Here is a 12,995-nt window from a genome sequence, read left to right as displayed (position 1 = left end):
GCCGGGTCAGCGGGGCGAGCCGAACCAGCGGGCGAGCGCGTCGAGCAGCTCGCCGCCGTCCGGCGAGACCCAGGCGACGTGTCCGTCGGGACGGAGGAGGACGGCGTCGGGCGTCGTCCCCTCGGCCGTGTCCGCCGGAACCCAGCCGTCCGGGACGATGTCCACCCGGTCCGACCAGCTCGCGTCCGTGACGATGTCGATCCGGTCGGACCAGCCCGCGGCGAGCTTGGCCGGCCCGGTGCTGCCGTCCGCGACCACGAGCACACCGCGCGCCGGGTGCAGCAGTTCGGACACCCGGGTGGTGGAGCCGTCCCCGAGCTTGACCTCGCGGTCGGGCATCCGCAGCCCGAGCAGCGGGTGGCCGGTGGCGCCGCCCATGTCGTACCGGATGCCGAGCCCGCTGACGTGCCCGGCGAGGCGCCGCGCCGCCTCGGGCGAGCGCACCAGCTCGCGCATCACCTGGCGCATCGGCTCCATCTCGTCGCCGGTGAGATAGAGGGACGCCTGGGCGAGGGTGTTGCGCAGTAACTTCTCGCCCACCGGGTGCCGTTCGGCCTGGTACGAGTCGAGCAGGCCCTCGGGAGCCCAGCCATTGACGGTGGCGGCCAGCTTCCAGCCGAGGTTCACCGCGTCCTGGACACCGACGCTCAGCCCCTGGGCGCCGGCCGGGATGTGGATGTGGGTGGAGTCACCGGAGAGCAGGACCCGGCCGCGCCGGTACTCGGCGGCCTGGCGCGTGGCGTTGGTGAACGCGCTGACCCACTTGGTCTCGGCGCCGTGCAGCGACTGCCCGGTGAGCTCCTGCCAGGAGTCCGCGATCTCCTTGAACGTCAGCTTGCTGTTGTCGCGGGGAGTGAGCTTCGCCGGGTGGATGATGATCCGGGTCACCCCCTCCTCCAGGCGGATCGCCATCACCATGCCGCCGTCGACCCGCTCGCCGATCACCCGGGGCTTGATGTCGGGCCGGTCCACGATGTCGGCCACGTACATACCGCGAGTGGCCTCGCGCCCGGGGAACTCGATGCCGGCCAGCTTGCGGATCCTGGAGCGCCCGCCGTCACAGCCCACCAGGTACTGGGCGGTGTGCTCGGCACGGCCGTCCGGCCCTTCGACCACCACCGTGATGTCGTCCGGCCCTTCCCGGAAGTCGACCACCTCGTAGCCGCGGCGCACGTCCACGCCGAGGTCGAGGACCCACGCCTCCAGGATCTCCTCGATGCGGTACTGGGCCACTCCGCGGATGCCGAAGTGGTTGTCCTCCAGGGCGGTGAAGTCGATACGCACACCACCGAAGTGGCCCTCGTTGCCGATCTCGATGTTCCCGAAGCGGGCCAGCAGTCCGCGCTGGTGGAAGACCTCGGCGGCACGCCGGGTGAAGCCGACTCCGCGCGACTCACCGCTCGGGGTGGCTCTCTGCTCGTAGACAACGACGTCGACGCCGTTCAGCCGGAGTTCGCCGGCCAGCATCAGCCCGACGGGTCCGGCACCGGCAATGATCACGCCAGTTCCCATTTTTCGCCCTCCTGGATGAGATATGCGAGATCGAATTCAGCACTTCGGGAATCAACTCGCAGCGCCTCTCGATGCCGCTCAATCGGCCTACCGAGATCAAAAACGGAGCGTTACGCGATCATGTTCAGTGGCTCACCGAAAAGACCTTTCGGGCCGCCGAAGAAGTCTGCAACTCGTCGATCAGGGGCGTCAAGGGGAATGAGTCCTGCTGTTTTTCGCGATCTTTTCCTTGATCCCCATCCACCACTCGGGCAAGACTTATTGAAATGCGCACCAGATCTTGCCCATTGATCATTTTCCGCCCCTCGGAAAATGTCGGTGAAACGGAATAGGAATGGGCCATTCAGGAGACCGTAGTGCCTTGTTCCGGATAGCTCATGAGGTAGAAAGATCCACTGAGCCGCTCGACATCGACTTTCCGCGGTTGCCCTCTTGACTCGGAGAATTGGATGTTGGAAGGGTGATCCACGCAGAACACCAGACTTAATAAGGAGAGCGATGTCCTCCGCAGCCACCCAGAAGCTCACGGTTTTTCTGGCGTTTCCGCAGGATGCCGAGGAGGCGGTGACGTTCTACACGTCCCTCTTCGACGACTCCGAGGTGATCAACACCATTCGCGCCCGGGCCGGCGAGCCCGGCTGGGTGGAGGGGACCCTGCAGCACGCGATCTTCACCCTCGCCGGCCAGCAGTTCATGTGCATCAACATTCCACCGGACGGCGCCCGGGGCTCCGACCACGCCCCCTGGGCCAGTTACGCGTTCTCTCCCGCGATGGCCGTCTATGTGCAGTGCGACTCGGACGAGGAGTTCGACCGGGTCTTCGAGGGCCTCTCCGAGAAGGGTGAGGTGATCATGCCGATCGGCACCTACGGGTTCAGTGCCAAGTTCGCCTGGGTCAACGACCGCTTCGGGGTCTCCTGGCGGATCAACCTCTCCGAGAGCAAGGTCAAGTAACCGCACTCCCCCGCTTCACCGTCGGCCATGAGGCACTGCTGCCTCATGGCCGACACTTCCCTGCGAAAACGTTTTTCCAGATAGCTATTACTTACCAGTCAGTCACTTGAACCCGGCATCCACGACACGGTCGACATATGTCCGTCGGTCGACCGCGCGCTTTCCCCTGCCCGGATTATCCGCCCGTTGGTATTGCCTTCGCAAAATGCAAGACATCCGTCGGACGTCCCCCCTTGACCACGGGAGAACACATGATCTTGGTAACCGGCGCGACCGGGAACGTCGGCAGAAACATCGTCGACGAGCTGCTCAAATCGGGGGAGCAGGTGCGGGCCATCGCACGCGACCCCGCCAACTCCGCCCTGCCGAGCGAGGTGGAGGTCGTGGCCGCCGACCTGAGCCGGCCCGAGACCCTGGCCCGGGCGCTTCAGGGGGTGGAACGCCTCTACCTCTGGCCGGTGTTCGGCGAACTCCGGGGAGCGGTCGACGCCATCGCGCAAGCCGGGGTGCAACATGTGGTCATGCTGTCTTCCGAGGCGGTCACCTATGCTGCCGAAGAGCCACACATCGCGTGCGAGAAGGCAGTTGTCGAGTCGGGAATGTCGTGGACGTTCCTGCGGCCGAGCGCGTTCATGTCCAACGACCTCCTCTGGATACCCCAGATCGCCAAAGACGGAGTGGTGCACGGCGTGTACGGAAGTTCCGCGATGGCGCCGATCCACGAGCGCGACATCGCGTCGGTCGCGGTGAAGTCCCTGCTCGCGGCGGAGTCCGGGAGGATCCATGCGATCACCGGGCCCCAGTCGCTCAGCCCGCAGGAGCGCGTGCGCATGCTCGGTGCCGCGCTCGGCATCCCCACCCGCTTCCAGGAAGTGCCGCGCGAAGCGGTCCGCGCCCAGATGGTCAAGTACCTCTCCGGGTACGTGGCCGACCAGATCCTCGACCGGCGCCGCGCGCAGCAGGGCGAGGACGCGGAAGTGCTGCCCACCGTCGACGTCATCACCGGCCGGCCGTCCTACACGTACGCCGAGTGGATCACCCACCACGAGGCGGAGTTCCGCCCCGTACTCCAGCTCTGACACTTTGTGAGGTGCACTGTGCATTCCGCCGTCAATGAGACCTTGAACTCGCTGGACCGCACACCTCGGCCCGTCATCGGTATCACGGCCGTCGTGACCCAGATCAAATTCGCGATCTTCGAGATGGACGCGACGTTCGTACCCCAGACGTTCGTCCAGAAGGTCGCCGACGCCGGCTGCATACCGGTGCTGCTCGCTCCGCAGCCCGGCGTGGAGCAGACCATCGGCGGGCTCGACGGTCTGCTGCTGCTCGCGGGTCCCGACGCGGACCCCGCGCTGTACGGGCAGGAGAAGCACGAGAAGACCGGTTGGAACGACACCACCCGCGACCGGGCCGAACTCGCCCTGATCGAGGCCGCTTTGGAGGACAACCTGCCCACGCTCGGCATCTGCCGGGGCGAGCAGCTGATCAACATCCTCCGTGGCGGCACGCTCCAGCAGCACCTGCCGGACGTCGTCGGCCACGACAACCACTCCCCCGGCGGTAAGGAGTACGGACAGCAGAAGGTGCGGCTCGAACCGGGCAGCCACCTCGCCAAGTTCCTCGCCAAGGACGTCGTGCCCTGCCATCACCACCAGGTCATCGACGAGGTCGGCGAGGGCCTGACGGTGACGGCCTGGTCCGAGGACGGCACGGTCGAGGCCATCGAGGTCAACGACCACCCGTTCGCGGTCGGCGTGCAGTGGCACGCCGAGGAGTCCGACGACGACAGCCCGTTCACCGCGCTCGCCGAGGCGGCGCGCCAGCGGATGTCGGTACGGCGCGGATGACTCGCGGCGGATTCCCGGCCGATGCGCGCGGCGTGCGCACCGGCTAGGAATCCGCTCAAGGAACGACAGAGGCGCAGCACGGCCCGATGGCCGCGCTGCGCCTCGTGGTGTTGCATGGAACGTGTCGCGTGGAGTGGCGTTTCGGGGAGCAGGCACCCCGGGAAACAGGGAGCTTTCCCGGTTTCGCGGCTCCTTCGACGGCTGCTCCTACGCCACCCGCCGGGGCACGGGCCGCTACTCCGTCAGCACCTTCACGTCCATTTCGTCCAGGTACTCAGGGTCGGCGAGCATGTCGATCGCGGCGATCCGCCCGTCCACGACGATGAAGTCGAACACCACCTTCACGCTGCCGTTCGGTGCCCAGACCATGCCCGGAGCCCCGTCCACCAACGCGAGTTGGGCAACCTGGGCCCGGCCCGAGAACGTCTTGGCCACCGCCTGGGCACCCAGCGCGCCGCTCGCGCCCATCGCCAGGGCGGCGCCGTCGACGCGGACCACGACCTCCGGGTCGAGCAGGGCGAGCAGTTCGTCGAACCGGCCGCCGCGCGAGGCGGCGAGGAAGGCGTCGACGATCTGCCGCTGGCGCCCACGGTCGACGGTGGGGGCGGCCTCGGCGCCCTGCACCCGGCGCCGCGCCCGGCTCGCGAGCTGCCGGGTCGCGATGGTCGAGCGCCCCACGACCGGGGCGATGTCGTCGAAGGGCACGGCGAACATGTCGTGCAGCACGAACGCCAGGCGCTCGGCCGGGGAGAGCGTGTCGAGCACCACGAGCAGCGCCGGGCCGACCGAGTCGACCAGCACCGCCTCCTGTTCGGGGTCGGCGCTCTCGTGCGCACCGTGGTGGACGGGCGGTGGCCGCTCGCCCAGCAGGTCCTCGCGCCGCGACTCACGCGAACGCAGCATGTCCAGGCAGACGCGCGCGACGACCGTGGTCAGCCAGCCGCCCAGGTTCTCCACCGCGCTCACGTCCGAGCGGCTGAGCCGGAACCAGGACTCCTGCACGGCGTCCTCGGCCTCGCTCAGCGAGCCCAGCATCCGGTAGGCGACGGCCCGCAGATGGGGGCGGTACGCCTCGAAGCGCTCCGCCAGCCGTTCGGTCTCGTCCATGGGTCACATTCCTCCACCGGGCCCGTCGTCACACACTGCGAAACCCAGCCTATGGGACAAGTCACATCAAGTTCAGATCTTGGATGTTCGGTATCCAGTTCGGTTATTTCCTATGAAATTGTCTGAATAGGGGGCATGGCCCGATGTTCGCTGTCCCCGGCGCCGTCAGCCGAGCTTGGCGGTCAGGAACTCCTCCCAGGTCACCCGGGCCGTGTCGTACCCGTCCGCCGGGCCCTTCGGCAGCAGCCCGCCGGAGCGGATCCTGCCGATGCCGGGCATCCACACCGGGACCACCGGGGAGCTGCGGTGGACGGCCTTCAGATAGGCGCGGATCATCGCGACCGCGTCGGTGGCCTCGGGCCCCACCAGGTCGGGAACGCGCCCGGCCGGCTTGTCCAGGGCCAGCTCGGCGAGCCGGACCGCCACCTCCTCGGGGTCGATCGGCTGGACCTTGAAGCCCGAGGGCACCGGGACCAGCGGCAGCTTCTTCGCCTTCTGGGCCCCGCCCAGGATGAAGTCGTAGAACTGGGTGACCCTCAGCAGCGTCCACGGCACCGCGGACTCGGTGACCACCCGCTCCGACTCCAGCTTGGACTTGAAGTAGCCGAAGGAGACGTCCTCGACGCCCACGATGGAGATGTAGACCAGGTGCGTGACCCCGGCCGCCTCGGCCGCGCGGACCAGGTTGCGGGTGGCGTCGGCGTCGCCCTTCTTGTCGCTGGCGCAGTGCACGAGTGACCGGACGCCGTCGACCGCGGGGCCGATCCCCTGGTCCTTGGCCAGGTCGCCGGTCACATACGTGACGCCGTTCTCGGCCGGGCGGCTCTTCCTGCTGAGCACCCGGACGTCGGCGCCCGCGTCCCGCAGCCGTGAGACGACCAGTCGTCCCAGCGTGCCCGTGCCGCCGGTCACCAGAATGGGCGACGTCATGGCTCCTCCTCGGTTGAAGTGTCGCCACACTGACGAGGCGGCCCGCGAAAGTGTGACGCGGCGGTTCCGCACCGGCCCCGGACATACGCACGGGCGCACCGCTCCCGCTGGGGAAGCGATGCGCCCGCGATCGAGGACCGCACGTACGAGCCGGTGCGTGTGTCGTACGTACGGGGTCAGCCCAGCCGCGCCGATTCGGCGCGCGGCCTGACCGGAAGGTCCGCCTCGTCGCGCTCGGGATGCCCCGGGCGCCAGAACTTCGGGCCGAGCTCAAGTGCGAGCGCCGGGATCAGCAGGCTGCGGACGATGAACGTGTCCAGCAGGATGCCGACCGCGACGAGCAGGCCCTGCTGGAGCGAGGCCACGGTCGGGATCGCCGCGAGCACGCTGAAGGTGGCGGCCAGGACGAGGCCCGCCGAGGTGATCACCCCGCCGGTGACGGTGAGGCTGGTGAGGATGCCGTCGCGGTGGCCGCGCTTGCCGACCTCCTCGCGGGCCCGGGTCATCAGGAAGATGGTGTAGTCGACACCGAGGGCGACCAGGAACAGGAAGCCGAACAGCAGCAGCCCCCGGTCGATCCGCGGATACCCGACCGCGTGGAAGAGCAGCGCGGCGGCTCCGACGGCCGCGGTGTACGAGAGCACCACCGACAGCAGCAGCACCAGCGGCGCCACCAGCGCCCGCAGCAGGATGATCAGCATGATCAGGACCACCGCGAGGATGAGTGGGATCAGTACCTTCTCCTCCTTGCCCTGGGCGTCGGAGGTGTCCAGCGCGATCGCGGTCTGCCCGCCGACCACCGCGTCCCGGGCCTCACCGGAGGCGTGGTCGAGCGCGGTGCGCATCCGCTCGATGGTCTGCTTGGCGGCCTGGGTGTCCGGGGCGTTCTTCAGGACGGACTCGATATGCGTCCAGCCGTTCCTGGTGTCCACGGTGGTCGCGCTGGTGACACCGGACACGCCCTGGACCGTGGAGAGCGCGGTGGCCGCGCCGGCGTCCTTGACGTACACGTCGGCGGGCGCCGAGGAGCCGGCCGGGAAGTGCTGGGCGAGCAGCTCCTGGCCCGCCACCGAGTCGACCTTCTTGGTGAACTGCTCGGCCTGGGTCTGGCCGGTGGACAGCGACATCGCGCCGAACGCCAGGGCGGCGAGGACCAGCACCGTACCGATCCAGATCGGGCGCGGCCGGCGGCCGACGAAGCCCGCGATGCGGCCCCAGAAGCCGTGCTCCTTCTCGACGCCGGCGTCCACGTACTCGGTCGAGTAGCGCGGGGTGAAGGGCCAGAACACCCAGCGGCCCAGGATCACCAGGAAGGCGGGCAGCAGCGTGACCATCGCGAAGTAGACGATGACGACGCCGAGCGCCACCACCGGGCCGAGGCCCCGGGTGGAGTTCATCGAGCCGAACACCAGGCAGATGGTGGCGATGCCCACGGTCGCCGCGGACGCCGTGATGGCGGGCAGGCAGCGCTGCAGCGCGTACACCATCGCCTCGTGCTTGTCCTCGTGGCGGTGCAGTTCCTCGCGATATCGGGCGATCAGCAGCAGCGCGTAGTCCGTACCGACGCCGAGGACCAGGACGATCAGTACGTAGGCGCTCATTCCGTTGACCGTCAACCCGGCGTGCTTGGCCAGGAGGTAGACGACGGCGCTGGCGACCTGGCTGGCCACGAAGACCGAGATCAGCGGGATCAGCCAGAGGATCGGGCTCCGGTAGGTGAACAGCAGGAAGATCGCGACGAGTCCGATCGTGGCGCCCATCAGCGCGCCGTCCATGCCGGAGTAGACATCGATGAAGTCGGCGATGCTGCCGGCCGGGCCCGCGATCTTGACGTCGAGGCCGTCCGGCGCGTTCGCCTGTGCCGCCTTGCGCAGGTTCTTCACACCGTCGCCGAGGACCTTGTTGTCACTCTTGTCCGACTTGATGGGCACGCTGAGGAACGCGGCCTTCTTGTCGGCGGCGACCGTGACCGGCGGGATCTCCGCCGCCGCGATCCTGTCCGTGACGAACCGGCCGCGGTCGGCGTTCACCTTGGCCAAGTCGGCTTCGGTGAGGCCGTCTTCGCGCGCGTAGACGAGGACCGCGCCGAGGCGGCCCTTGTCCTGGAAGTAATCCTCGGCGATCTTCACCGCCTTGGTGGCCTGCGCGTTCTTCGGCAACCAGGTCTGGGACTCGTTGTTCTGGACGTCACCGAGCTTGGCCGCAAGGGATCCGCCCACGCCCATGAGCAGCACCCAGAGCACGAGGACGGCCCATTTGGAGCGGCGGCCGGCCACCGCTCGCGCGAACTTGTGGGCGAACGAGGACGTGGGTGGGGGCGGCGGCTCCTCGGTGGACTGCCTCGGTGATGGAGGATGCGTCGTCATGACTGCTCGCTAAGGGTCGGGAGTCCTGCGCGGCCAGTGCGGCGCTCAGGGCTCGGTCGAACTCTGGTTGTTCGAGGGGCCTCCCCTGTACGACCCGATCGCCTCGACTCGATCGGGGTACCTCTTCCTGTCACATGAGCTGGGTTTTGTTCGTCACTGCTATGACGGAACGTGGCCAGAGGGTGTGACCGTGACGCGTTCGTCACTCACTGACGGAGCGCGACGGAGGAATGTGACCGATGGACGACGGCGAATGGCTGGCGCGGCGATTCGAGGAGAACCGCCCGCATCTGCGGGCCGTGGCGTACCGGATGCTGGGGACGCTGAACGAGGCCGACGAAGCCGTCGAGGAAGCGTGGTTACAGATCATCGACAGCGGCGACGACGCCACGGACGAGGGTGTCCGGGGCCTGCCCGCCTGGCTGATGACAGTGGTCGCGAACGTCTCCCTTGACCGGCTGCGCACGCGCAGAACGGTTTCCCCGGCCGCTCCCCTGCTGCCGCGGGTGCCCGCGGCGCGCCGGGCGCCGGACGACCTGGAGGCCCCGCTGCCCGACGCGCTGGCGGCGGACCTGTCCCGGATGGGCCCGGTCCACGAGGAGTTGCTGGCCGACTCGGTGGGCCTGGCGCTCCTCGTCGTCCTGGAGACGCTGGACCCGGCGGAGCGGATGGCGTTCGTCCTGCACGACCTCTTCGGTCTGCCGTACGAGGAGATCGCGCCGATCGTCGGCGTCGCCGGGCCGGAGGCCGCCCGTGGCCTCGCGGGCCGGGCGCGCGTACGGGTGCAGAGCGTCGACCCGCTGCCGGACGACGGCCCGGACCGGCTGCGGCGGATAGTGGACTCATTCCTGACCGCCTCGCGCGGCGGCGACTTCGACACCCTGATCGCGATGCTCGACCCGGACGTGGTGCTGCACGCCGACCCGGAGGCGGTGGCGGCGGGCGCGCCGACGGAGGTGCGGGGCGCGCCCTCGGTGGCGCGGACGTTCTCGGGGCGGGCCCGCTATGCCCGACTGGCGCTGGTGGACGGGTCGGTGGGCGCGGTGTGGGCGCCGCGCGGCCGGCCGAGGGTCGTCTTCGGCTTCACGATCGTGGACGAGCGGATCACCGGCATCGACATGCGGGCCGCTCCGGACCGGCTCAGCCGGACCGATCTGACGATCCTGGGCGAATGAGGAGGGACGACTCCGCGTACCGCGGCCCTCGTTGAGGTGACGTCCGGCACCACCGCGGCGCGCCACCGGGTGTTCGACCCGGTGGCGCGCCGCTTGCGCGCGCCTCGAACACCGCTCGCGTCCGCGGCTCCCCCGGGCCTCGCCCGCACTTCGCTCTCGTTGAACAATTGACGTCCCGGGAAAATCCCCACCCGCCCGTCGACCGCATACCCGAGCGCCTCTTACCGGGTGGCGTCGATCACCTTTTGGACCGCGTCGATCACGGGATTCCTTTGCCTCACCCATAGGCCGGTGAAGCGGAAATGCGCACCGGAATGGATAACGGACACCAAGCCCAAAAAACGGTAAGGTGACACCAGTAAGCAGCCGCGCGTGAAGTTGCCGCGCGGCGCGGCGCGCACAAGGTGTTCGACTGCGAAAGTTCCGCGGTTGCACGGACGCGCTTCGCGTATACCTTCGTGCGTCGTGACCCCCAGGCCCTCGGCCGACCGGCCGCCGCCCCGGCTCACACTCCCAGATCCTCGCAGGTCAGATGGCCCATCGCGGGGTCCTTCGGGCCGCCGTACCAGCGTCTGCGGCGTGCTGACTTGAGCATATTGCGTCCCCTTGCGGAACCGGGGATTATCAAGAGTCCGCGCGATTCAAGATTCCCTCCAGCAGGAATCCACCACACGTTTTGATCCGCGCCTGCACACCGCTCGCCCGCCGTTCCCATGAAGCGGGCCTCCGTGTAATTCTGGCCGACGTCGCCGAAGTGCGGCGCGCTATTGATGCTCTCTTACGTGGTCACGAGCGAAACAGGACAAGAGGGGGGCCACATGCCCACGAATACTTCGGACGACTCACTCGACGAGGTGGAAGGCTCGGTATCCGGGCGCAACAAGGTGATCGCCGAGCGACAGCGCAGCGAGACGTGGAAGAAGCCGCCGCGCCGCATCGAGCGGGCCGAGTGCATCACCTGCGACACCTGCCTGCGTGCCTGCCCGCCCGAGTTCAACGCCATCTTCGACAACGGGCTCGACGTCGTCATCATCCCCGAGCTGTGCTCGGGCTGCCCCAAGTGCGTCCTGGAGTGCCCCGTCGACTGCATCTACGTGGACGAGGACTGGACCCCGACGTCCGACGAGATGTGGAACCACATCGGGCTTACCGCTGAGGGTGTGTCATGACAAGTTTCGCTGAGCGCAACGGCACTTCGCGCCGGGCCATCAACGCCAAGAAGCGGCAGAGCCGCCGGCCCAGCCGCCTGGGCGCGGTGGCCGGCGCCACGCCGAAGCCGGACCGGCTGAAGGACGAGGAGGCCGGTTTCCCCACCCTCCTCAAGCGCGCCTGGGAGAAGGCCGTCGACGCCCCCGATCTGCGGACGGCGGTGAACGCGCTGCTCACCCTGGACGGCCATGTCCCCGGCGACGTCCAGCTGCGCGCGCTGCGCACCGCCGACGAGGCGGCACTCAAGGTGCTCTGCGGCATCTCGTGGCGCGAGGAGGACCTGCCCGCCCCGGTGCGTGACACCAAGGAGCGCCCGGCGTTCCTGGGTGAGCTGGGTCTGACCACCACCGGCCGCATCGTCATCCGCGTCCCCTCCCAGGGCTCGCTCGCCGACGAGGAGAACCTGGTCGACGGCGTGATCGACGTGCCGTGGTCGGCGCAGGACCTGCTCGACTACGAGAGCGAGGTCAACCGCGCCGCCGCCCGCTACGCCGACCAGGTCGTCGACTGCCGCCAGTGGCTGGCCGCGCTCGGCACCCCGGCCCGCGACGAACTCCTGGAGACGGTACGGGAGTCCGCGCTGCGGACCGCCCCCTTCGTCCTCCACCAGGAGGGGAAGCTCTACACCAACTTCCGCGAGGGCAACAACCTCATCGGCAAGACCCTCTGGGCCGGCCACCCCAGCGAGACGTTCAGCAGCCTGCTCGGCGTCGAGATGGAGCGCTGGTCCGACCACGACGCGATGCTGGTGGTCTGCCTCACCCTGCTCGTGCGGTCGGCGGGCGCCGGCCGGATCGAGGAGGCCAACGGCACCCAGCTCACCCTGGACCACCTGGCGTTCATGCTGGAGCGCACCCGCGGGAACTACAACGCGGTGCCCGGCGGCGAGCCGGTCCCGGCCGCCCCCACGCACCGCGTCGAGGCGCTCAACTCCCTCGCCATGGCGCTGCGCGAGCGCCGCGTCGGGCACGTACTGCCCAACGCCCAGCTCTACCGCGAGATCCACGGCGCGCTGATGCACAAGATCGAGCGCCTGGCCGGGCCGTACGGCGAGGCATCGAAGCAGCGCGAGGCGGAGCTCAGCGAGCGCCTCAGCGAGCGGCTGCCGGTCACCGGCGCCACCTTCGAGGAGCTGAGCGCGAGCCTGGCCGCCTCTCCCGGCTGGCTGGCGCGGCCGCACGGCGACTTCGGCACCGGGCTCGAAGCCCTGGTGTACGAGACGGTGGCCGGTGCCACCGATGTCTTCGAGGCCGACTTCGCGATGAGCCGGGGCATGCGTTCCATCCCCGAACTCATGCGAGCCCTGCGCGAGCAGAGCTGGACCGAGATCACCAAGTGGGACATCACCGACTTCTTCTGCTGCGTGGTGCCCGCCCCGGCGGCCAAGCGCCACTACGAGGACTCGGTGCTCCAGCTCGCCGACAACGCCTGGGCGATGTCGTCGCGGATGCAGTACAACTCCTGGCACTTCATCGCCGGCAACCTGCCCAAGGTGCCCGCCGTGGTGGAGCGGGACCACTTCATCCCGCCGACCATCCCGGACGTCGCCTTCTACTCCGACCAGCACCACCACGGCCATGTCGCCACCAAGGTGCGCTTCAGCATCCGCAGCCCGCAGTCGGTCGAGGTGATGGACCGGAAGTTCAACGGGTTCATGGACCTGCGCCTGCTGCGCTGCGACGGCCGGCCGTTCGACGAGAGCGACCTGCTCGCCGCCCACCGGACCTCCGGGTTCATCGCCGGCGCCATGAGCGCCGCCGCCGCGCTGGTGGCCGAGGGCGAGGACATCGAGGTCACCGCCTTCGACTCCGAGTGGCACCTCCAGTCGGTCCAGGCCGCGGCGGCCAACGCCAGGCAGCCGCACCAGGTGTCGTGACCGGCGTCCCACCTGT

The 12,995-nt window shown here is 68.8% G+C and carries 11 protein-coding genes; 6 read left to right on the top strand and 5 right to left on the bottom strand.

Annotated elements, in window-relative coordinates; genetic code table 11:
• Window positions 1-6: 6 nt before the first annotated feature.
• Together A8W25_RS27870 and A8W25_RS34170 are read right to left on the bottom strand one after the other, a co-directional pair.
• Window positions 7-1,512 (bottom strand): FAD-dependent monooxygenase, encoded by a 1,506-nt coding sequence (locus tag A8W25_RS27870; protein ID WP_067166412.1) that lies wholly within the window; start codon window positions 1,510-1,512, stop codon window positions 7-9.
• Between the two features lie 124 nt (window positions 1,513-1,636).
• Window positions 1,637-1,855, bottom strand: coding sequence for a hypothetical protein (locus tag A8W25_RS34170; protein WP_158942752.1), 219 nt, complete (start codon window positions 1,853-1,855; stop codon window positions 1,637-1,639).
• A gap of 155 nt (window positions 1,856-2,010) precedes the next feature.
• Here A8W25_RS34170 and A8W25_RS27865 point away from each other — a divergent pair, with 155 nt between their 5' ends.
• From A8W25_RS27865 to A8W25_RS27855, 3 genes are all read left to right on the top strand, one after another.
• Window positions 2,011-2,466 carry a VOC family protein gene (locus tag A8W25_RS27865; protein ID WP_067166409.1) on the top strand — a complete coding sequence of 152 codons (456 nt, stop codon included), beginning with the start codon at window positions 2,011-2,013 and terminating at the stop codon, window positions 2,464-2,466.
• A gap of 251 nt (window positions 2,467-2,717) precedes the next feature.
• On the top strand, window positions 2,718-3,545 hold the full coding sequence (locus A8W25_RS27860; protein ID WP_067166406.1) for an NAD(P)H-binding protein: 828 nt from the start codon (window positions 2,718-2,720) through the stop codon (window positions 3,543-3,545).
• 6 nt (window positions 3,546-3,551) lie between these two features.
• Window positions 3,552-4,316, top strand: a complete 765-nt coding sequence (locus A8W25_RS27855; protein ID WP_324616341.1) for a gamma-glutamyl-gamma-aminobutyrate hydrolase family protein — start codon at window positions 3,552-3,554, stop codon at window positions 4,314-4,316.
• Between the two features lie 234 nt (window positions 4,317-4,550).
• On the opposite strand, the gene A8W25_RS27850 is transcribed toward A8W25_RS27855, so the two are convergent.
• The 3 genes from A8W25_RS27850 to A8W25_RS27840 form a co-directional block, all read right to left on the bottom strand.
• On the bottom strand, window positions 4,551-5,423 hold the full coding sequence (locus A8W25_RS27850) for a sigma-70 family RNA polymerase sigma factor (RefSeq protein ID WP_067166403.1): 873 nt from the start codon (window positions 5,421-5,423) through the stop codon (window positions 4,551-4,553).
• Window positions 5,424-5,588: 165 nt separating this feature from the next.
• The gene (locus A8W25_RS27845; protein ID WP_067166402.1) at window positions 5,589-6,353 is read right to left on the bottom strand and encodes an SDR family oxidoreductase; all 765 of its coding nucleotides are present in this window, start codon (window positions 6,351-6,353) and stop codon (window positions 5,589-5,591) included.
• A gap of 176 nt (window positions 6,354-6,529) precedes the next feature.
• Window positions 6,530-8,719, bottom strand: coding sequence for an MMPL family transporter (locus A8W25_RS27840; RefSeq protein ID WP_079126437.1), 2,190 nt, complete (start codon window positions 8,717-8,719; stop codon window positions 6,530-6,532).
• Between the two features lie 239 nt (window positions 8,720-8,958).
• Between A8W25_RS27840 and A8W25_RS27835 the strand changes: the two genes are divergently transcribed.
• The 3 genes from A8W25_RS27835 (at window position 8,959) to A8W25_RS27825 (ending at window position 12,979) form a co-directional block, all read left to right on the top strand.
• On the top strand, window positions 8,959-9,894 hold the full coding sequence (locus A8W25_RS27835) for a sigma-70 family RNA polymerase sigma factor (protein ID WP_067166399.1): 936 nt from the start codon (window positions 8,959-8,961) through the stop codon (window positions 9,892-9,894).
• Window positions 9,895-10,712: 818 nt separating this feature from the next.
• Window positions 10,713-11,063 (top strand): 4Fe-4S dicluster-binding protein, encoded by a 351-nt coding sequence (locus A8W25_RS27830; protein WP_067166396.1) that lies wholly within the window; start codon window positions 10,713-10,715, stop codon window positions 11,061-11,063.
• The gene (locus A8W25_RS27825) at window positions 11,060-12,979 is read left to right on the top strand and encodes a hypothetical protein (RefSeq protein WP_067166394.1); all 1,920 of its coding nucleotides are present in this window, start codon (window positions 11,060-11,062) and stop codon (window positions 12,977-12,979) included. The genes A8W25_RS27830 and A8W25_RS27825 overlap by 4 nt, the downstream gene beginning before the upstream one ends.
• Window positions 12,980-12,995: the final 16 nt, after the last annotated feature.

The sequence above is a fragment of the Streptomyces sp. ERV7 genome, assembly GCF_001653515.1.
Classification (GTDB): Bacteria; Actinomycetota; Actinomycetes; order Streptomycetales; family Streptomycetaceae; genus Streptomyces.
This window is presented reverse-complemented; position numbering and strand designations above follow the sequence as displayed.